Source organism: Romboutsia sp. MSSM.1001216sp_RTP31141st1_G3_RTP31141_220114 (assembly GCF_039031195.1).
Lineage (GTDB): Bacteria > Bacillota > Clostridia > Peptostreptococcales > Peptostreptococcaceae > Romboutsia_C > Romboutsia_C hominis.
In genome coordinates, this window is sequence record NZ_JBCIUO010000012.1 from 27,359 (window position 1) to 48,623 (window position 21,265).

Sequence of the window (21,265 nt, forward strand, 5' to 3'; positions counted from 1 at the left end):
TTTAACACACAAAAAGAGAGGTATATATATAGTATAACAAAAAACAAAATAATATATAAAAAGTCTAAAATGAAAAATGCTCAATAATTTGAACAAAAAATTAAATTTATAATTATTAAAATTAAAATTAATATTAATAATTATAAAAACACTATTAGGAGGAATCAAAAATGTTATTTAGTAGAAAAGACAGATTAGGCGATAAATATGATACACCAGTATTTGGGACAATAGAATCTGGCTCTGAGGTAGCCAAAGATGTTTTAGGGAAAGATTCTATTGCTCCAAATGTAGCATATCAATTAATTAAAGATGAGTTAATGAATGAAGGTAATGCAAGACTTAATTTATGTACATTCTGCCAAACTTATATGGAACCAGAAGCAACTAAACTTATGGCAGAAACATTAGAAAAAAATGCTATAGATAAGTCTGAATATCCACAAACAACAGAAATGGAAAATAGATGTGTTAGTATGTTAGCAGATTTATGGAATGCACCAGAAGATATGAAATACATAGGTACTTCTACAGTAGGTTCATCTGAAGCATGTATGCTAGGTGGTATGGCTATGAAATTCAGATGGAGAAATAGAGCAAAAGAAGCGGGAATAGATGTAAATGCTAAGAAACCAAACTTAGTAATATCTTCAGGATATCAAGTTTGTTGGGAAAAATTCTGTGTATATTGGGATATAGAAATGCGTTTAGTACCAATGGATGAAGAACACATGAGTTTAGATGTAGACAAAGTGTTAGATTATGTAGATGATTATACAATAGGTGTAGTAGGTTTACTAGGTATAACATACACAGGTAAATTTGATGATATAAAAGCATTAGATGCTTTATTAGAAGAATACAATAAAACAGCTAAGATATCAGTACCTATACATATAGATGGTGCATCAGGTGGTATGTTCGTACCATTTATAGATCCAGAGCTTGAATGGGACTTTAGATTAAAAAATGTAGTTTCAATAAGTACATCAGGTCATAAATATGGATTAGTATACCCAGGTATAGGTTGGGTAATATGGAAAGATGAAGAATACTTACCAAAAGAATTAATATTTGAAGTAAGTTACTTAGGTGGATCAATGCCAACTATGGCTATAAACTTCTCAAGATCAGCAAGTCAAGTTATAGGACAATATTATAACTTCTTACGTCTTGGATTTGAAGGATATAGACAAATACATCAACGTACAAAAGATGTTGCAATGTATTTAAGTAGAGAAATAGAAGCTACTGGTTTATTCAAAATCTATAATGATGGAGAAAATTTACCAATAGTATGTTATAGATTAAAAGATGATGTAAATGTAGAATGGACATTATATGATTTAGCAGATAGACTAGCTATGAAAGGATGGCAAATACCAGCATATCCATTACCAATTAATCTACAAAATACAATAATACAACGTATAGTATGTAGAGCAGACTTAAGTCATGATATGGCTGAATTATTCATAAGAGACTTAAAAATGGCTATAAATGATTTAAATAATGCCAATGTATTAGTTCATGGTAAAAAACAAGAAAATAAAAAATATGGATTTACTCATTAAGAATCACAAAAATTATTTAAAAAGAGTATGACTTCGTCATACTCTTTTTGTAATTACATATTTTTTCTAAGGTAATATCTAAAGTGTCTACTATTTAAAGTGTTAATATTTTGAGGAGAACAAAAGAACCTAGGATTAATGTAAGGGGCAAATTTTTCAAAGGACATTTTAAACTTAGGTACTCCTATATCTTTAGGTGCTATCTCATCTAACTCAAAGTATATAACGATTCCGTCATCTGTTATATAAAAAGCCTGATCTTCTGGAATATATAAATCGTAGTTTTCATAATATAAATCTCTATTTTGACTTATTTTATAATTAACATAGTTAGTAATAAGTGTTATATAATCAACATTTTCTTTAAAAATATCTCTAAGGTAGATAGTTTTTCCATTATTTAAGTCAATATTAAAATTATTAAGTTGGTTATAAAGTAGGCCTTCATTTTCTACAAATCCTTTAAGTGTTAATATTGAGCTTAGTACATAGTTTTTATTAAATGTAACAGCATAGCATGACATAATATTAAACTTTCTATCCATTTCTTCTTCTTCTTTTAAGGTTCCTTCCTTAAAGTCATTGATATTGGCCTTTATAGTACTATTTAATTGGGAAAGTATAGAAGGGTTAACCTTAAAATATGTATTTTTAAAAGCATAAAAAGAAGGATACTGTAAATCGTATGAAAATTTTCCATCTATCCCAAAGTCTTCATTAAATTTTACATGCAACAAATTATATATACAGTTGTATCCAACTTGAGAATTTCTCATCATAAAATCGCCCCCTATTAAAAATCAATTATTATATAGAATATGCTAGGAAACTAAATAAAATTAATAAAAAATAAAATTATATATACATAAGAATAAGTATATAAAGTATTGAAAATACCGAAAATATTAGTTAAATATATGATATAATACATAGATTAAGAATAAAAATTTTAGGAGGACATAAATGTTATTATTAGCAGATAAATGGAAAGACTATGAACTTATAGATATGGGTAACGGAGAAAAATTAGAACGTTGGGGAGATATAGTTTTAAGAAGACCAGACCCTCAAGTTATGTGGCCAATACCACATGAAAGTGGATTATGGAAAAATCCTCATGGACACTACCACAGAAGTAGTAGAGGTGGAGGACAATGGGAGCATAAAAAAAAGTACCCAGAGAAATGGACTGTTAGCTACAAAGAATTAAAGTTTAATATAAGTCCAACAGGATTTAAGCATACAGGATTATTCCCAGAACAAGCAGCTAACTGGGATTGGTCAATGGATAAAATAAGAAATGCAGGTAGACCAATAAAAGTACTTAACTTATTTGCATATACTGGTGGAGCAACAGTAGCTTGTGCAGCAGCAGGAGCAGAAGTATGCCATGTAGATGCATCTAAAGGTATGGTAACTTGGGCTAAAGAAAATTTACATACATCAGGCTTAGGGGATAGAAAAGTAAGATTTATAGTTGATGATGTTGTTAAATTCGTAGAAAGAGAAATAAGAAGAGGTAATAAATATGATGCTATAATAATGGACCCACCTTCATACGGAAGAGGACCAAAGGGAGAAGTATGGCAAATAGAAGATAAGTTATATGGTTTAGTTGAATTATGTACAAAAGTATTATCAGACAAACCTTTATTCTTCTTAATAAACTCATACACAACAGGATTATCACCAATAATACTTGAACATATATTAGATGCTACAGTAGCTAAGAAAGCTAAAGGTGGAAAAATATATGGTGGAGAAATAGGTATACCTGCATCTAAAGATGGGAAGGTATTACCATGTGGTATATTTGGAAGATGGGAGTCTAAGTAATGATTAAAGTCATATACGAAGACAACCATTTACTAGTAGTAGAAAAACCTGTAAATATACTATCTCAAGGTGATGATACAAATGATAAAGATATGGTAAATCTTTTAAAGCAATATGTAAAAGAAAAGTATAACAAGCCAGGGAATGTTTATATAGGATTAGTACATAGATTAGATAGACCAGTCGGTGGAGTTATGGTGTTTGCCAAAACATCAAAAGCTGCTTCAAGATTATCTGATCAAGTAAGAACTAAAACTTTTAAAAAAACATATAGGGCAGTTATACATGGAACAATGAATAAAGAAAGTGATACTTTAAAAGATTATCTTTATAAGAATAAGAAAACTAATATGGTTAGTGTAGTAAAAAAAGACCATAAAGAAGCAAAGAATGCTGAATTAAGTTACAAAACTTTAAGTACTAAGGGGAAATTTAGTTTAGTTGAAATAGACTTAAAAACAGGAAGACCTCATCAAATAAGGGTACAATTTTCAAGTAGAAAACACCCTCTATTTGGAGACCAAAGATATGGACAAGATGTAAATAAAGTTGGACAACAAATAGCTTTATGGTCTCATAAAATAGAAATAGACCATCCTACGACAAAGGAAAGAATGGAGTTTGTTTGTGAACCGCCACAAGAACATCCTTGGAATTTATTCGTTAAATAAAAAATATTGTATTTGATAAATTATATGAAATATTTTTATATAATCTAAAAAAGTGAAGTACTTCAAAATTATTTAATAATCTTGAAGTACTTCACTTTTTAATTTATAAGTTATTATCAAAACTTAGTGATAAAACACTATTTAGATTTATTAAGTCTATAGAATCTTCTTCAGTATTATATTGCATAGGATTAACACAAAAACCATTAGTTGTTGCGTAAGCTAAAAATGTTAAAGCTAAAGGTATTAAAAATATTGTTGTTGATATTAATGTTATCATTTTATAATTCCTCCTAAAATATTTAATAGTCTATGTTAAATAATTGATATTTTAAAATTTAAATAAGTTGTTCTTTCTATATACATATTATAAGATAAATATACAAAAAAAGCCTTACGTACAGATAACAGATTGATTACATTAGTGTAAGATAAAAGGTAGGTAATTAGAAAATAAAAAAATGTAAACTATATAGTATAATAATTTAGACAATAAATTAAAATAAAAGGAGATATTATGGATAGATACAAAGGATTTTATATAGATAGACCAATGGGAAATAATATATTTTCTTATGAGGAAAGAAGTAATAAAAGTATATTTGTACCGTCATTAATCGAAGGTACTTTAGAAGATGTTGCTGTTGGTGAAGAAATAGTGTTTAATGAGATTGATGAAGATAAAGAGATAAAGGCTAAGGGTCTTAAAAATATGGTTTTTTATAAAAAAGAAGATAAGGACATTTATATTTTCGATAACCACAACCATGCTCTTTATTTTTGGATAAATAGCTTAAAATCAAATAAGTTTAAAAAAGGTTGTAAATTAGTGCATGTAGACCAACATAAAGATATGAGGGAACCTGAAAATTACAATGTAGATATGAATAGTCTTGATGATGTATTTATATATACAAATGAAGTACTTAATGTAGGTAACTTTATACAGCCAGCATTAAAGCACAATATTTTTTCAGAAGTAATAATAATTGATAGTTCTTATGGATTTGAAATGGATATAGAAGGAGAGTATGTGCTAGATATAGATTTAGACATATTTTCTAAAGATATGGAGTATATTTCTTATGATAAGAGAGTATCCAAAATAAAGGAATTAATAAAAGGTGCCAAAGTTATAACTATAGCAAGTAGCCCTTTCTTTATAGACCAAGAGTATGCTATAAAAGTATTAAAAGAATTATTTAATTGTGATATAATAGAAGAGTTAATCTAATAATTATATTATAGAAGGTTTTAGGAGGAAAAACGTATGAGTTTATATACTGAATGGAGAAACTTAAGTGATAACCATGAAAGTCAAGAAGCAGAAGTAAAGTTCTGGGAAGATTATTTAAAGGTAGAAGCTTCAATATACAACGAGTTATTAAACAATAAGCAAGAAGTTGTAGAAGGTGTAGTTAGCGAGTTAGCTGCTAAGTACAATACATCAGTTGAATACTTCATGGGATTCATAGATGGAATAAGTGAAAGTTTAAAAGAAGACATAACATTAGAAACTATAGAAGCAGATAGCACTATAAAATTAGATATAGATTGGGAAAAGTTATACTACAATATGGTAGCTGTAGAAGCTCATTGGTTATATAACTTACCAGGCTGGAATGAAATATTACCAGAAGCTAAGAGAAAAGAATTACAAAAAGCTTACAAGACATCTAAGACAGTTGTTAAAGAAGAAAAGGTTGGAAGAAATGACGCTTGTCCATGTGGAAGTGGAAAGAAATATAAGAAGTGTTGTGGAAAGTAAGGTAAATTTATGTTTATTCTAAGATACATGAACGAAGAGGGTGACTTATCAGTAAAGGAATTTACAAACTTAAGTGAAGTAAAAAGCTATATATCTGAAAACAGTCTAGAAAGAACATGGCATCAAATAGAAGAAATAAAAAAAGTAATACCTAACTTAAAAGAAGATTAATATGTAGGTTACTCTGATGATTTTGAATTATTGGAGTAACCTTTTTTAGTTAGTGCTTTAAATATGTTTGCAGAAGATTGTTTATAATTGATATATTTATATGTTCTTTTTTATTTTCGTAACTTTATATCTAGTTGATAATATATATTATTTATTTAAAAACAATAAAATATATTGATTTAACAATAATAATATATTTTAATCAAATAAAGGAAAAATAGATAATAAAGGAGTTAATAATTTTGAAAAAAGAAAAGAATTATTTTAAAAATTTGATTTGTATAATTATTATAGGTATCTTAACACTAGGTATATATATGGGGGTTAAGATAAACAAAGATCCTTTTTTTTTAGATGAAATGAGAACATCAATTAGAACTGATAAGTATTTTGTAAAAATAGAACAAGATGGTGAGATTGAAAATAACAAAGAAAAAAATCCTTGGATATACAAATATGAAACAACAGCCTATAACACAAAAGGTAAGTCAATTAAGGTAAGTTTTTATGCAGATAAAAACTTGAAGAAAGGTGCATATATATGTGTACATGTTGGAGGCACTGGAGAGAAAAAAGATATCTATGGGGTTGATAGTTTTGAGGAAGTAAATATTAACGACGTACCTAAATTAGCTAAAGAAGAATTAGATATGAAGTAATATGATTTTCCAAGTACAATAAGTTTGATAATGTAGAAAATTTTAATTCTATAACATAACAAAATGCACATTATTTACTAATGTGCATTTTAAGTATAATAAATTATTAGATATATTATTATAAAATTAATAGTTTTAATACCTAAGTCAATAATAATCTAATGGTACTATATTAGTTGTTTATGTCTGCTAAGTCTTTCGCTATTTGAGCTGCAACTCTTGCATTGTTATAAACTAACTCTATGTTAGAATCTAAACTCTTACCAGCAGTTATTGTCTTAACCTTATCTAATAAGAAAGGAGTAACTTTTTTACCTGCTATATTTTTCTCTTCAGCTTCTTTTAAAGCAGATTCTATAGCATTTGTTATAGTATCATAATCCATTTCGTGTTCTGTAGGTATTGGATTACCTATAACCATACCACCTTTTAAATTTAAGTCCCATTTAGCTTTTAAAGCAGTAGCAACTTCCATAGAAGAATCTACTCTATAGTCAACACCAAATCCACTTCTTCTTGTGTAGAAAGCAGGGAATTCATCTGTACCAAATCCTACTACGGGTACACCGTTAGTTTCTAAGTATTCTAATGTTAAACCTATATCTAATATAGATTTAGCTCCTGCACATATAACAGCAACATTTGTATTAGCTAATTCTTGTAAATCAGCAGATATATCGAAAGTTTTTTCTGCTCCTCTATGAACTCCACCAATTCCACCAGTGGCAAATACTCTAACTCCTGCCAGATCAGCTAATATCATAGTAGTAGCTACTGTAGTAGCACCAGTTAATTTTTTAGATATAATAAAAGGTAAATCTCTTCTACTAGCTTTAACAACATCTTTGCTTGTTCCTAAGAATTCTATTTCTTCTTCAGTAAGGCCAACTTTTAACACACCATCTATGATAGCAATTGTAGCTGGAACTGCTCCATTTTCTCTTATTATTTTACTTACGTTTTTTGCCATTTCTACATTTTTAGGATATGGCATACCATGAGAAATTATAGTAGACTCTAATGCAACTACTGGTTCCCCTGCTTCTATAGCTTTTTTAACTTCTGGATGTACTTGTAAATATTTTTCTAACATAAAATCATCTCCTTAAGTATTTTTTCAACATTGTCTACAGACATATTTGGATTTATTGTATTTTTATGTGATAGCGCTATTATTGATGATGCTACAGAGAATTTAGTTGTATACTCTAGGTCAAAATCATTCATATGACAATACACTAAACTTGCTGTAAATGCATCTCCTGCCCCTGTTGCATTAACTATATCAACCTTTACTCCATCTAATTTAATGGAATTTTCTTTAGCTGCAGAAAATACACCATCTTTTCCAAGTGTAATAAATACTTTATTTACTCCTTGATCTAATAGGATTTTAGAACAAAGTTCTAAGTCTTTTAAATTATTTATTTCTATTCCAGATAAAGCTTCGGCTTCAAGTTTGTTTAGCTTTACAGTGTTGAATCGTCCTATTATATCTTTTATCTTCATACACTTTGCTGTTGAAACAGTATCAACAAATATAGGAATATGAGAATACTTAGAGGTTATATATTCTATAGCCTCTTTAGATAAATTTGTATCTATTACAATTGCTAATGACTCATTAATAAACTGATGTTTTGAGTTTATATATGAAGTATCTATTTTTTCTAAAATGTCCATATGAGATATAGCTACTTGCATATCATTAGAATCATTTAATATTGAAACATATATTGAAGTCGGCATTTCATTGGAAACAAAGCAATCTTCAACATCTATTCCAAGTCCTTTACATTCTGATAGTATCTTATTTCCATATAAATCATTTCCAATGGCAGAAATAAGCTTAGTATCTACCCCTAATCTACACATATTTTCAGCTATATTTCTCCCGACACCACCTAAAGATATATCAACCTTACCTGGATTAGAGTCAAACATAACAAGAGGTGAGTTAGTAGACCCTTGAATATCCATATTAGAACCGCCGATTACAGTTACATAATTACTTTTATTTAATATATAACCTTTTCCCCTGATATAACCTTTTTTCATTAGGTTAGTTATATGTACTGCAGTGGAAGAACGAGTTATAGATAGTCTATCCGCTAGTTCTTGTTGAGAAATCATAGGATTTTCTTTCAAAATATCTAAAATTTCTTTTTCTCTATCAGTCATATTTATCTCCTGAAATAAATATTTGCTTATATCGATAAGCATTTGTTTAATATTATATTAACATTATCTTTCCAATTTTTCAACAATAAAATGTTTTTATTCTTAAGGAACAAAAAAAAGTATCGAACATAATATAGATTAAGATAACAGTTATTAGGGAGGACGAATATGAATATAGGAGATATAGTAGTAAGAAAATCATATGGGAAAGATATAGTATTTAAAATAATAGCTTTTAGCATAGATGAAAAAAATGAAAAAGTGGCAATATTAAAAGGAGTAGCATTTAGAATATTAGCTGATGCACCAATAGATGATTTAGAGGCAGTAAGATTACCAAATATAAGAGATGTTTTATTAGATAAAAATGTAGAGTCCTTAATATCTCAATCAATGAGAAAAGCAAAGGAAAGAGAAAAAAAGATGAATAGGGCAGTTCCGAAATTACAAATGAATACAAATGTTTATGGTATGCCAGGAAAGGTCCTTCAAATTGATGGAGATAAAGAATATCTAAAACTATGCTTAGATGTTTATACAGAGTTAGGAATACCGGCAGTCGGAATTGCTATACCAGAGCCTAATCAGTATAAAGAAGTACGAGCACTGTTAGAAAAACATAATCCAGATATACTTGTAATCACTGGTCATGATGCTTTAACTTCTAAAAAAGGTAACACTACAGATTTAAGCAATTATAAAAACTCTATGAATTTTATTAAAACAGTAAAACAAGCTAGAAAGTGGCAACCTAATCTAGATAATTTAGTTATATTTGCTGGAGCATGCCAGTCAAATTATGAACAGTTAATCAAAGCAGGAGCAAATTATGCAAGCTCTCCAGGGAGAATAATGATACATGCTCTAGATCCAGTTTTTGTGGTAGAAAAAATAGCTTGCTCAAGAATAGATACTATAGTACCAATAGAAGAGGTAATAGAGCAAACTGTTACAGGTATGAAGGGTATAGGCGGGTCAGAAACAAGAGGTAAATTTAGATGGGCTATGCCTAAGTCTATAATTTATTAAAAATAATATCAAATTATATTGTATATTTTAAAAAATACTATTGACTTTTTTATCAAAAATATATAAAATAATTAGTTTAAACATTTGACAAAACCTCTTAAATGTGATATTATGTAAACATATAATCGTTTAAGAGAAGGTGATATTATGGCCACTGTTCAAACGCTAGATAATATAAGAACTAGCTTAGAGAGGCACTTAGGTAAAAAGATTTTACTTAAGGCAAATAAGGGAAGAAAACAGATTGTTACTAAGAAGGGGATACTAGAAAATGTTTATCCAAGTGTATTTGTCGTAAAAATATATGACGAAGCAAATGGTTATTCAAGAGTATCTTACAGTTACTCTGATTTATTAACATCTAACGTAAAGTTGAAAGTATTTAAACATCAAGATAAATTAAGTGTAAGTTAAAATTATACCTATCAAAAATAGGTGTAATTTTTTTTTTGTTCCTTAAATATAAATATAGTGTGATAGTTTTATTTAATACAGGGGGGACGAAGATGGAATTAATTAAAGATGTAATTAAAGTAGATAATAGAATAGACTTCGGTAAATTTCAAACGTTTATAGAATCAGAGGTAGTTGTACCAGATAAAAAAGCAGATGTATATGACATTATAAAAACAGAAGGTTACATAGCAATTAAAAAAATAGAGGTGGCAGATGGCAAAATACATTGTAGAGGAAGTTTCAACTATAATGTAATATATATAACAGATGATAAAAATACTGTTTCTAGTGTAGATGGAAGAATTGATATAAATGAAGTTATAGAAAAGGATAATATAGTCCAAGACATGGAATATATGTTATATCCTGAAATTGAACATGTTGATTGTACTATTATGAATGAAAGAAAGATAAAAGTTGGTGCTCTTATGAATGTAAGAGGTAGCTTATTTGACAAAAAGAGATTAGATATAGTTAAAGATGTATCTCAAGTTGAAGGGATACAAAAACATAGAAAAGAGATAAGTTATCAAGACATTATAGGTATAGAGAGAACAGAAAGTGTAATAAGGGATACTATAAATGTTAATACAGAAGAAATACAATCTATAATAAGTTTAAATCCAAATGCTAGGATAAAAGAAACTAGGATAGCAGACAATAAAGTAATCGTTGGTGGGGTACTAGAAGTAAACCCGTTGGCTTGTACATATGATGGTGAACTAGTAGAGTTAGATAGAATTGGTATAGATTTTACACAATTTATAGAGGTTCCTGGAGCTTGTGATGGTATGAAAGAAGAAGCTATGTTATTTATGGGAGATTTTAACCATACATTTAAGCAAAATGGAGATAGTAATACGGGTATACTAGATATAGATTGCACAGTTAGTAGTAAAGTTAAAGTAACAGATGAAACTACGAGAGAGGTATTACAAGATGCGTACTCTCCTCAAAAAATACTAAAATTTGATCATAGAGCTATAGATGTAAATAAAATATTATACAGTGGAACAGAAAATTTTGTTGTAAAAGAAAGCATAAAGAATGATAAAGATGATATACAAATAAAGGATATAGTTAGTGTTTGTCCATCAATATCAATAGAAAATGCTTATATAGAAGATAACAAGAGTGTTATCCAAGGTATAGTAAGAGTAGATATTCTTTATGTTCCAGTGGAAGGGCTAAAAATGGTTTATAGAATAAGTGAAGAAATTCCTTTTGAACATGATATAGAGATAGATAGATTAACAGATACTTGTAAGGTATTTAATACAGTTAGTATAGAAAAAATAGATGTAGACTTAAATAGAGATGAAATAGATATTAATATGAAAATAAAGAGATTTATAGAGGGTATAGATAAGAAATCAGAAAGTTTTATAATAAAAGGTGATGATTTAGGAATTTATGATTTATCTAAGGCTCCAAGTATAATAGTTTATATATGCAAAGAAGGAGATAGTCTTTGGAATATAGCTAAGAAATATAATACTACAGAGGAAGAGATAGCAGAGGTTAATGAGATAAAAGTTGATGAACCATTAAGACCAGGAAAATGTTTAATATTAGAAAAGAAGGTCGTTTTAGCAGATTAAAATATATTGTAAAAAATAAAATAATAGGGGGGACAATCCCCTATTATTTTATTTTTTGTAGTATAATGTTAATAGCTGAGAATACATTATACTATATACAAGGAGGATATGATGAATTCTATAGAATTAAAAAGTAGAGCAAAAATTAATCTATCTATAGATGTGCTAGGAAAAAGAGACGACGGGTACCATCTAGTAGAAATGATAATGCAGACAATTGACTTGTATGATGTTATAAAGATAAAGCAATTAGATACAAATGACGTCGTTATAAAGAGTAATAGTAGCCATATACCACTAGATAATGACAATATAGTATACAAAGCTATTGAACTTTTAAGGCAAAGATTCAATATAAATAAAGGGATTGAGGTATTTATAGAGAAAAATATACCTGTAGCAGCAGGTATGGCAGGTGGGAGTTCAAATGCAGCAGCAGTATTAGTTGGACTTAACAAACTATGGAAATTAAATTTAACAGAGCAAGAGTTACAGGAGCTAGGTTTAAAGTTAGGAGCAGATGTTCCATACTGTATTTCTGGGAAAACTGCATTAGCAGAAGGAATTGGAGAAAAACTTAGTTACATAAAAGGGCTGCCTAAAAATATAAGTATACTTATATGTAAGCCTAACCTATTTGTATCTACAAAAGATGTATATCAAGGTTTAGACTTAAATAATATAGAAAATAGACCTAATAATAAACTTTTAATTGAGTGTCTAGAAAAAGGGGATATAGATTCCTTATCAAAAAATATGTCAAATGTATTAGAAAATGTAACTAGTAAAATTCATAAGGAAATAAATGAAATAGAAGAAATAATGATGGCTAATAGTGCTTTAGGTTCTATGATGAGTGGTAGTGGACCTACAGTATTTGGATTATTTGATAAATCTGAAAATGCACTAAAGTGTAAAGACATACTATTACAGCAATATTCTCAAGTATATGTTGTAAGCAGTAGTGAAAAAGGAGTTGAAATTTGTGGATAACTTAACTAAATTAAATCTAGATGATTATAAGCCACTAAGAGATGTAGTATTTGAAAATCTTAGAGAAGCAATAGTAGAAGGAAAGTTAAATCCAGGACAAAGATTAATGGAGGTTCAGCTAGCAGAACAGTTAGGCGTAAGTAGAACTCCAGTTAGAGAAGCTATAAGAAAACTTGAGTTAGAAGGGCTTGTTGTTATGTTACCTAGAAAAGGTGCTTATGTAGCTAATATGTCATTAAAAGATATAATAGACGTATTAGAAATAAGAGCAACACTAGAAGGGTTAGCATCATCTTTAGCAGCAGAAAGAATAAATCCAGAAAATATAAAAGAACTTGAAAAAATAGCGAAAGAATTTGAAGAAAGTGCTAAAAGCTCAGATGTTGATGCCCTTCTTAAAAAAGATGTAGAATTTCATGAGTGTATATTTAAATCAACTAACAATAAAAAACTTCATCAGTTGATAAATTCTTTATGGGAGCAAGTATACAGATTTAGAGAGACATACATAGCTGATTATGAAACAGTGAAAAATATAATAGATGAACATAAAGCTATTGTAGATGCAATAAAAAAGGGAGATAATGAACTTGCTAAGAAATATGCTAAAGAGCATATTGAAAAAGCAGAAAACTTTATGATAGAAAGAACAGTGAATAATAAAGAAATTTAAAAGAAGGTAAAACCTTCTTTTTTATTGTAACAAAATAAAAAAATTTCTATTTTTTATAAACAAATTAAAAATAGAATTCTTATGTATGATATAAAGTAATTTAAAATTCAAATGCAAAAGTATAAAAAAGTGCAGATTGGATATACTCAAAATAGAAATATTTTGAGGGGGAAATAATTATGAATAAGATAAGGATAAGATTGATAATATTAGTATTAAGTCTTATAGGCGTTATAAGCCTAATGACACTAACTATAAATGGAGAGGTCAAAAATATAAATTCATTATCAGAAAATTATAAAGATAAGTTAATTAGATTTCATGTTATAGCAAATAGTGATTCAGATGAAGATCAAGAACTAAAGCTAAAAGTAAGGGATGCGGTTATTGAGTATCTTCAACCTAAACTATCAAAATCAAAAAATATAAGCCAAAGTGAAGAAATAATAAAGAATGAATATGACCAAATAGAAAAAATAAGTGAGAATATTATAAAAGAAAATGGATATACTTATGACATAAAGGTAGGGATAGAATATAGTAATTTTCCAACTAAGCAATATTCAAGTGTAGTTCTTCCAGCAGGGGAATATAAGGCTTTGAAGATAGTTATCGGAGAGGGAACAGGCAAAAATTGGTGGTGCGTAATGTTTCCACCTTTATGTTTTATAGATGAAGAAAATGGAGTTATAGATAAGGCTACAGATGAAAAGTTAAAGGAAGTATTAACTGAAGAAGAATACAATTTAATAACTCATAAAACTAAAGAAGAAGTTAGTAGAGTAGAAGTTAAATTTAAAATAGCAGAAATCATAGATTCAATATTAAAAAACTAAAGGAGTGACATAAGAATGGGCAGGTGCTATAAATCTATAGTATCGTTAATTATTTTATTCTACATGTTGTTATGTACGAATGTGGTACTAGCAGAAGGAAAAGATTTAGGAACAAGTGAAGTACCTACTGTAGAAGAAGGTATTACCAAAAAACAAGAAAAGGAAGTTTTAAATATAACAAATGATGAGCTTTTATTGTTATCTAGATTAGTTTCAGGAGAAGCCAGAGGAGAATCTTATGAAGGCCAGGTAGCAGTAGCGGCAGTTGTTATAAATAGAGTAAAAGATCCTAGATTTCCAAATACAATAAGAGATGTTATATATCAGAAAAATGCTTTTTCTGTTGTAAATGATGGTTCAATAAAAATGGATCCAACAGAAAGTGCATATAAAGCAGCAAGAGAAGCTTTATATGGAACCGATCCAACTAACGAATCTATATATTTTTGGAATCCAGATATAGCCACTTGCAAGTGGATAAAAACTTTGAGTCCTCATATGAGAATAGGGAACCATGTGTTTGCAAAATAATAGTGAAAATTGATGAAAAATGCGCAAAAAGGAGCTTGGCTCCTTTATTTTTTTGTTATAATGGACTATAATAATCATTTAGATAGTAAAATGCATATAATATTTGAATTAGAAAATAAACCAGAAAGGTGAGATTGTTAATGAGCAAACTTAATGTGGCTTTAATATTTGGTGGAAAATCAGGAGAGCATGAAGTTTCTTTATCTTCAACTGCTTCAATATATAAACATATAGATAAAAATAAATACAATGTATTCACAATAGGGATAACTAAAGATGGAAGATGGATGTATTATGAAGGTAGTGAAGAAAACATAAAAAATGGACAATGGGAGAATTTGGCTAATAAAAATGTTGAAATAAACCTTATACCTGTTGGAAATAGAGAAGTAGGTATAAAATTTGAAGATGGAAGATTTGAAAAGATAGACGTATTATTCCCAGTTTTACATGGACCATATGGAGAAGATGGTAAAATACAAGGATTATTTGAGATAAGCCAAATACCATATGTTGGTTGTGGTGTTTTAGCTTCAAGCGTTGGTATGGATAAACTTGTATGTAAAAAAGTATTCTCTCAAATGGGATTACCCCAAGTAAATTATACTTATACAACTAAAATAGTATTTAACAATAACACAGAAGAAGAACTAAACAAAATAGAAAGAGAGCTAGATTATCCTGTATTTGTAAAACCTGCTAATTTAGGTTCAAGTGTTGGTATATCTAAAGCAACAAATAGAAAAGAACTTTTAAATGGAATAAATGAAGCTTTAAAATTCGATTCAAGAATAGTTTTAGAGCAAGGTGTAGATGCAAGAGAAATAGAAGTTTCTGTTTTAGGAAATGAAGAAGTTAAGGCTTCTATAGCAGGAGAAATAAAGCCAGCTAAAGATTTCTATGATTATGAGGATAAATATATAAACGGAGCATCTACTTATGAAATACCAGCTAAAATAAGTGATGCAGATATGGAAAATATAAGAAAGATGGCAGTAGATGCATTTAAAGGAATAGATGGTAAAGGACTTTCAAGAGTAGACTTCTTTATAGACAGAAAGTCAGGAGAAATATTCATAAATGAAATAAACACATTACCAGGGTTTACTAATATAAGTATGTATCCTAAAATGTGGGAAGTAACAGGATTAGAATATTCTAATCTAATAGATAAATTAATAGAGTTAGCAATAGACTCTAAGAAGTAAAGCAGGTGTTTATGATGAGTGATAGACCTATAGGGGTATTTGATTCTGGATTAGGTGGATTAACAGTCTTAAAAGAAATAATGAAAATCTTACCTAATGAAAATATAATCTACTTTGGGGATACAGCAAGGGTTCCCTATGGTCCTAGATCAAAGGATACAGTAATGAAATATACCTTCCAAGCAATAAACTTTTTAATATCTAAAGGTGTAAAAGCTATTGTTATAGCTTGCAATACAGCTACTGCTAGATGCTTAAAAGAGGCTAATGAAAAATATGATATACCTATAATAGGTGTTATAGAAGCAGGAGCTAGAACAGCTGCATATTCTACAAAAAATAAAATAGTAGGTGTTATTGGAACAGAAGGTACGGTACGTTCTAAGGCTTATAATGCAGAAATAGCTAAAATAGATAAAGATATAAAGATAATAGATAAGGCTTGCAATTTATTTGTGCCAATAGTAGAGGAAGGTTGGGCAAATACAGAAATAGCTAGACTAACAGCTGAAAAATATTTAGAAGAGCTAGTTAATGAAGGGATAGACTCTTTAGTGCTAGGATGCACTCACTACCCAATATTAAAGAGAACTATTGGAGAATATGTTGGAGAAAATATTAAATTAGTGAATCCAGCTAAAGAAACTGCTATGGATTTGAAAAAAGTACTAGAAGAAGAAGATATATTAAGAAAAGATGGTAATGAAAGAGTATATTATGAATACTATGTCTCTGATATACCTGAAAAATTCGCTAGTATAGCCACAGAGTTTATAAAAAGAGATATAGATAATGTAAATCATGTTGAAATACAAAAGTACTAATCAACAAATATAAACTTTAGATATTATCTAAAGTTTATATTTGTTTTAGGAGGAAAAAGAAGTGAATGCTAAAATAAATATAGTTACAACACAATATGAAAAGAAAAGAGTACTAGATACTATTAGACAACAGGCTGATGCAAACATATACTATAAAAATGAAGATTTATATGTAGTTTATAAGGAAGTGGAAATGGATAAACCAACTACAACAACTATTAAAATATCTGATAATAAGGTTAGTATAAAGAAGTTCGGTGAAGTAAATTCTACTATGAATTTTGAAAAGGGAGTTGTAAATGAAAGTAAATATAGAACTCCACAAGGTTTATTTATAATAGAGACTAAAACAAGAGATTTAAAAATAGATAAAAAAGCAGAAAACTGCATAAAATTAAATATAGATTATGACATAAATATAATGGATTTGTTTAACGGTAGAAATAAAATAGATATTTTGTTAGAAATTAAAGAATAATAGAAATATATAAATTTTATAAAGGTAGTTAAAGTACTACCTTTTATTTAATTTATTTGGTATTATAATAACTATACTAAACTTTGAATGTTTTAAAAAACGTACAAGGGTTTATAGTTTTTTTATAGAAACTTTATACATAAAAAGTTACTAAAAACTAGATGTAAGAGGTATTAATATATGATATTTGAAAAAGTACTAAGTACTATAAATAAATATAAGCTAATAGAAAATGGAGATAAAATAGTTTTAGGACTTTCTGGGGGACCAGACTCTGTTTGTCTATTACATATACTTTATAGACTAAAAGAAAAACTAGATATCGAAGTATATGCAGCTCATTTAAATCACCAAATAAGAGGTATAGAAGCACAAAAAGATGCACTATATATAACTCAACTTTGTGAAAATTTAGGAGTAACATCCTTTGTTAAATCTATAGATGTACCTAAGTACTGTAAAGAAAATGGTTTATCTGTAGAAGAAGGTGCAAGAAAACTTAGATATGAAATGTTTGAAGAAATAAAGCAAAAGACAAAATCTAATAAGATAGCTATAGGTCATAACTTAAATGATCAAGCAGAAACTATACTTATGAGAATAATGAGAGGGACTGGACTTCAAGGATTAAGAGGAATAGAATATATAAGAGACAACAATATAATAAGACCTATATTAGATATAGATAGAAAAGATATAGAAGCTTATTGTGAAGAATACGAATTAAATCCAAGAATAGATCATACAAATCTAGAAACTATATACACCAGAAATAAAATAAGATTAGAACTTATACCATATATGAAGGATAATTTTAATCCAAATGTAATAGAATCTATAGTAAGAATGAGTAATAGTTTAAAAACTGACAGCGATTATATCCAAGAAGAATCAGAAATTAAATTTAAAGAAGTTTCCAATTTACAAGAAGATGCCTGCGAAATAGATATACAAAAGTATTCAGAACTTCATGATGCTATCAAGGTAAGGGTATTAAGAAAAGGTATAAAACATATACTTGGAGATACTAACTTTGTAGACCAAAAGCATATAGAAGACATTATGCAATTAGAAGATAATAAAAAGATAGATAAAATGATAACCCTTCCAAGGGGGATATTTGCATATAGAAGAAAAAATACTATACTATTAATTAATAAAGAAATAGTTAACGAAACTATAGAGTTTTGTTATAATTTACCTAGTAACGGTTTTATTAAAGTAAAAGAACTTAATTTAGTTTTAGAAACTCAAACAATGAATATAGATAGATATAAGAGTATGAAACTAGATAAGAAATCTAAAGGTTTTGATTTTGATAAAGTAAAAGGGGGTATAGTAGTAAGAAGTAGAAAAGAAGGCGATAAGATAAAGCTTTCAGCAGGAAGCAAAAAAATAAAAGACTTATTTATAGATTTAAAAATACCTAGAGAAGAAAGATGCAATGTACCTATAATAGTAGATGAGCAAGGTATCTTATGTGTAGGTGATTATAAAAATAGTGAAAATTACAAAATAGACAATAGTACAAAGGAAGTCTTAAAGATTACCTTTAAGAAAATATAGAATAAAACGATATAGGAAAGGAGGACTTCTTTTGAATAAATTTTTCAAGGGAATAGGTTTCTACCTACTAATATTTATAATCATAGTAGGAATAGTACAGTTTTCAGGAAAACCTACTGAAAAGATAGAAAATATGCAGTTCTCTAAGGTATATAGAGAATTAGAAAAAGGAAATGTATCAAGAATACATTTTGTTGATGGGACTGCAGTAGAAGGAACTATAAAAAACTCTAACGTAAAGTTTAGGTCATATGTTCCAAAAGAAGTAATGGGAGATAAATTAGCTGATGAAATCTTAAGTCAAGCTATGGAAGGTAAATTAGTGTTTGGTGGAGAGCCAAGACCATCAACTCCTTGGTTTGTAGAAATGTTACCGACATTATTATTAATATTCTTCATGGTAATAATATGGTTTGTCTTCATGAATCAGTCTCAAGGCGGAGGCGGAAAGGTTATGAACTTCGGTAAGTCAAAAGCCAAAGTTCATAAAGATGACGAAAAAACTAGAGTTACATTTAAAGATGTAGCAGGTTTAAATGAAGAAAAAGAAGATTTACAAGAAGTTGTAGACTTCTTGAAAAACCCTAAAAAGTATATTGATTTAGGAGCAAGAATACCAAAAGGTATACTTATGGTAGGTCCTCCGGGTACAGGTAAGACTTACTTATCAAGAGCAGTTGCAGGAGAAGCAGGAGTTCCATTCTTTAGTATAAGTGGTTCTGACTTCGTTGAAATGTTTGTTGGGGTAGGGGCATCTAGAGTTAGAGACCTATTTGAACAAGCTAAAAAGAATGCACCAGCTATAATATTTATAGACGAAATAGATGCTGTTGGTAGAAAAAGAGGAGCAGGTCTTGGTGGAGGTCATGATGAGAGAGAACAAACACTTAACCAACTTCTAGTTGAAATGGATGGTTTTGGTGTTAATCAAGGAATCATAATAATGGCTGCAACTAATAGACCAGATATACTTGATCCAGCATTACTTAGACCAGGAAGATTTGATAGACAGGTAGTTGTAGGAGCACCAGATGTTAAAGGTAGAGAAGCTATATTTAAGGTTCATTCTAAGAATAAGCCATTAGCAGATGATGTTAATATTGAAGTTTTAGCTAAGAGAACACCTGGATTTACTCCAGCAGATATAGAGAACTTAATGAATGAGGCTGCTATATTAACAGCTAGAAAAAGAGAAAAGAAAATCCAAATGGAAACAATAGAAGAAGCTATAACAAAAGTTATAGCAGGTGTTGCTAAGAAATCTAGAGTAATAAGTGAACCTGAAAGAAGACTTACAGCATATCATGAAGCAGGTCATGCCGTTTGTGCGCACGTACTTGAACATGTAAGTCCAGTTCATCAAGTTACAATAGTACCAAGAGGAAGAGCAGGAGGATTTACTATGCAACTTCCTGTTGAAGATAAATTCTACGCAACAAAGAATGAAATGAAAGAAAATATAGTTGTCTTACTAGGTGGTAGAGTTGCTGAAGAATTAGTTTTAGATGATATATCTACAGGAGCATCAAATGACTTAGAAAGAGTAGCATCTACAGCTAGAAGTATGGTTACTAAATATGGAATGAGTTCAAAGCTTGGACCTATGGCATTTGGTGATCAAGAGGATGAGGTATTCCTAGGAAATAGCTTCAATTCTAAAAAGAATTACTCAGAAGAAATAGCTTATGAAATAGATAAGGAAGTAAGCAGAATAGTTGATGAAGCTTATGCTAGAACTAAAAAATTACTACAAGATAATATGGATAGTTTAGAGTATATAGCTCAAGCATTATTAGTACATGAAACTTTAGATGCAGAGCAATTTATAAAAGCTTTTGATAAAGAATTGCCTTTAGAAAATAATGAATCTAAAGTTGATACAACTGCTATAACAACAGAAGAGTTTGAAGTAAAACATAATAACCTAGAAAATACTACAAATGAAGACACTACTCAAAATGATATAGATAACAAGTAGTATAAGAAAGAACCTTGATTAATCAAGGTTCTTTTTTATACTATAAATCTATAATGCATTTAGTATATTAATAAAATATAAAATTAAAGCTAATGTAATAGGTTATAAATCTTTTTATAATGAATGGTGATATTTTTATTCTTATTGAATAGATAAAGCTTTAGAGTGTTAAATAAATAGTTATTTTATTAGAATACTAATTAATGTAGTGTTGATTAAAAATAAATTAAAA

Annotated in this window: 23 protein-coding genes; 19 read left to right on the forward strand and 4 right to left on the reverse strand. The window is 28.7% G+C overall.

Annotation, left to right across the window (positions count from 1 at the left end):
* The first annotated feature begins 170 nt into the window (after positions 1 to 170).
* Complete coding sequence (locus ABCP60_RS12940) at positions 171 to 1,574, forward strand: glutamate decarboxylase (protein WP_092921562.1); 1,404 nt, start codon at positions 171 to 173, stop codon at positions 1,572 to 1,574.
* A 53-nt stretch (positions 1,575 to 1,627) separates the two neighbouring features.
* Here ABCP60_RS12940 and ABCP60_RS12945 read toward each other — a convergent pair whose 3' ends face one another.
* The gene (locus ABCP60_RS12945; protein WP_343101855.1) at positions 1,628 to 2,353 is read right to left on the reverse strand and encodes a DUF3298 domain-containing protein; all 726 of its coding nucleotides are present in this window, start codon (positions 2,351 to 2,353) and stop codon (positions 1,628 to 1,630) included.
* A gap of 184 nt (positions 2,354 to 2,537) precedes the next feature.
* Between ABCP60_RS12945 and ABCP60_RS12950 the strand changes: the two genes are divergently transcribed.
* Together ABCP60_RS12950 and ABCP60_RS12955 are read left to right on the forward strand one after the other, a co-directional pair.
* Entirely contained in the window at positions 2,538 to 3,410 is an 873-nt protein-coding gene (locus ABCP60_RS12950) for a class I SAM-dependent methyltransferase (protein WP_092921558.1), read from the forward strand.
* Entirely contained in the window at positions 3,410 to 4,081 is a 672-nt protein-coding gene (locus ABCP60_RS12955; RefSeq protein ID WP_092921556.1) for an RluA family pseudouridine synthase, read from the forward strand. The genes ABCP60_RS12950 and ABCP60_RS12955 overlap by 1 nt, the downstream gene beginning before the upstream one ends.
* 103 nt (positions 4,082 to 4,184) lie before the next feature.
* Here ABCP60_RS12955 and ABCP60_RS12960 read toward each other — a convergent pair whose 3' ends face one another.
* Positions 4,185 to 4,361, reverse strand: coding sequence for a hypothetical protein (locus ABCP60_RS12960; protein WP_176698619.1), 177 nt, complete (start codon positions 4,359 to 4,361; stop codon positions 4,185 to 4,187).
* A 237-nt stretch (positions 4,362 to 4,598) separates the two neighbouring features.
* Here ABCP60_RS12960 and ABCP60_RS12965 point away from each other — a divergent pair, with 237 nt between their 5' ends.
* The 4 genes from ABCP60_RS12965 (at position 4,599) to ABCP60_RS12980 (ending at position 6,679) form a co-directional block, all read left to right on the forward strand.
* The gene (locus tag ABCP60_RS12965; RefSeq protein ID WP_343101856.1) at positions 4,599 to 5,315 is read left to right on the forward strand and encodes a UPF0489 family protein; all 717 of its coding nucleotides are present in this window, start codon (positions 4,599 to 4,601) and stop codon (positions 5,313 to 5,315) included.
* A gap of 36 nt (positions 5,316 to 5,351) precedes the next feature.
* Positions 5,352 to 5,849 (forward strand): SEC-C metal-binding domain-containing protein, encoded by a 498-nt coding sequence (locus ABCP60_RS12970; protein ID WP_092921552.1) that lies wholly within the window; start codon positions 5,352 to 5,354, stop codon positions 5,847 to 5,849.
* A gap of 9 nt (positions 5,850 to 5,858) precedes the next feature.
* Complete coding sequence (locus ABCP60_RS12975; RefSeq protein WP_343101857.1) at positions 5,859 to 6,020, forward strand: hypothetical protein; 162 nt, start codon at positions 5,859 to 5,861, stop codon at positions 6,018 to 6,020.
* Positions 6,021 to 6,262: 242 nt separating this feature from the next.
* Positions 6,263 to 6,679: a YxeA family protein gene (locus tag ABCP60_RS12980; RefSeq protein WP_092921548.1), complete on the forward strand. Its 417-nt coding sequence runs from the start codon at positions 6,263 to 6,265 to the stop codon at positions 6,677 to 6,679.
* Between the two features lie 172 nt (positions 6,680 to 6,851).
* On the opposite strand, the gene ABCP60_RS12985 is transcribed toward ABCP60_RS12980, so the two are convergent.
* Both ABCP60_RS12985 and ABCP60_RS12990 read right to left on the reverse strand, forming a co-directional pair.
* Complete coding sequence (locus tag ABCP60_RS12985) at positions 6,852 to 7,772, reverse strand: pseudouridine-5'-phosphate glycosidase (RefSeq protein ID WP_092921546.1); 921 nt, start codon at positions 7,770 to 7,772, stop codon at positions 6,852 to 6,854.
* On the reverse strand, positions 7,766 to 8,860 hold the full coding sequence (locus ABCP60_RS12990) for a PfkB family carbohydrate kinase (protein ID WP_092921544.1): 1,095 nt from the start codon (positions 8,858 to 8,860) through the stop codon (positions 7,766 to 7,768). Before ABCP60_RS12990 ends, ABCP60_RS12985 begins: the two co-directional genes overlap by 7 nt.
* Positions 8,861 to 9,028: 168 nt before the next feature.
* Between ABCP60_RS12990 and yabG the strand changes: the two genes are divergently transcribed.
* The 12 genes from yabG (at position 9,029) to ftsH (ending at position 21,033) form a co-directional block, all read left to right on the forward strand.
* On the forward strand, positions 9,029 to 9,889 hold the full coding sequence (gene yabG, locus ABCP60_RS12995) for a sporulation peptidase YabG (RefSeq protein WP_166506123.1): 861 nt from the start codon (positions 9,029 to 9,031) through the stop codon (positions 9,887 to 9,889).
* Positions 9,890 to 10,036: 147 nt separating this feature from the next.
* The gene (locus ABCP60_RS13000; RefSeq protein ID WP_092921540.1) at positions 10,037 to 10,303 is read left to right on the forward strand and encodes a Veg family protein; all 267 of its coding nucleotides are present in this window, start codon (positions 10,037 to 10,039) and stop codon (positions 10,301 to 10,303) included.
* 92 nt (positions 10,304 to 10,395) lie between these two features.
* Positions 10,396 to 11,946, forward strand: a complete 1,551-nt coding sequence (locus ABCP60_RS13005; RefSeq protein ID WP_092921538.1) for an SPOCS domain-containing protein — start codon at positions 10,396 to 10,398, stop codon at positions 11,944 to 11,946.
* Positions 11,947 to 12,057: 111 nt separating this feature from the next.
* Positions 12,058 to 12,939 (forward strand): 4-(cytidine 5'-diphospho)-2-C-methyl-D-erythritol kinase, encoded by an 882-nt coding sequence (gene ispE / locus ABCP60_RS13010; RefSeq protein ID WP_092921536.1) that lies wholly within the window; start codon positions 12,058 to 12,060, stop codon positions 12,937 to 12,939.
* Entirely contained in the window at positions 12,932 to 13,612 is a 681-nt protein-coding gene (locus ABCP60_RS13015) for a GntR family transcriptional regulator (RefSeq protein ID WP_092921534.1), read from the forward strand. The genes ispE and ABCP60_RS13015 overlap by 8 nt, the downstream gene beginning before the upstream one ends.
* 179 nt (positions 13,613 to 13,791) lie before the next feature.
* Positions 13,792 to 14,448 carry a stage II sporulation protein R gene (gene spoIIR / locus ABCP60_RS13020; protein ID WP_092921532.1) on the forward strand — a complete coding sequence of 219 codons (657 nt, stop codon included), beginning with the start codon at positions 13,792 to 13,794 and terminating at the stop codon, positions 14,446 to 14,448.
* Positions 14,449 to 14,463: 15 nt separating this feature from the next.
* Positions 14,464 to 14,979 (forward strand): cell wall hydrolase, encoded by a 516-nt coding sequence (locus ABCP60_RS13025; protein ID WP_166506122.1) that lies wholly within the window; start codon positions 14,464 to 14,466, stop codon positions 14,977 to 14,979.
* A gap of 140 nt (positions 14,980 to 15,119) precedes the next feature.
* Entirely contained in the window at positions 15,120 to 16,187 is a 1,068-nt protein-coding gene (locus tag ABCP60_RS13030; protein WP_092921530.1) for a D-alanine--D-alanine ligase family protein, read from the forward strand.
* 14 nt (positions 16,188 to 16,201) lie between these two features.
* Positions 16,202 to 17,011, forward strand: coding sequence for a glutamate racemase (gene murI, locus ABCP60_RS13035; RefSeq protein WP_195238427.1), 810 nt, complete (start codon positions 16,202 to 16,204; stop codon positions 17,009 to 17,011).
* Between the two features lie 61 nt (positions 17,012 to 17,072).
* Positions 17,073 to 17,489: a DUF1934 domain-containing protein gene (locus ABCP60_RS13040; RefSeq protein ID WP_092921526.1), complete on the forward strand. Its 417-nt coding sequence runs from the start codon at positions 17,073 to 17,075 to the stop codon at positions 17,487 to 17,489.
* A 180-nt stretch (positions 17,490 to 17,669) separates the two neighbouring features.
* Entirely contained in the window at positions 17,670 to 19,055 is a 1,386-nt protein-coding gene (gene tilS / locus ABCP60_RS13045) for a tRNA lysidine(34) synthetase TilS (RefSeq protein ID WP_195238355.1), read from the forward strand.
* Positions 19,056 to 19,086: 31 nt separating this feature from the next.
* On the forward strand, positions 19,087 to 21,033 hold the full coding sequence (gene ftsH / locus ABCP60_RS13050; RefSeq protein ID WP_195238352.1) for an ATP-dependent zinc metalloprotease FtsH: 1,947 nt from the start codon (positions 19,087 to 19,089) through the stop codon (positions 21,031 to 21,033).
* Positions 21,034 to 21,265: the final 232 nt, after the last annotated feature.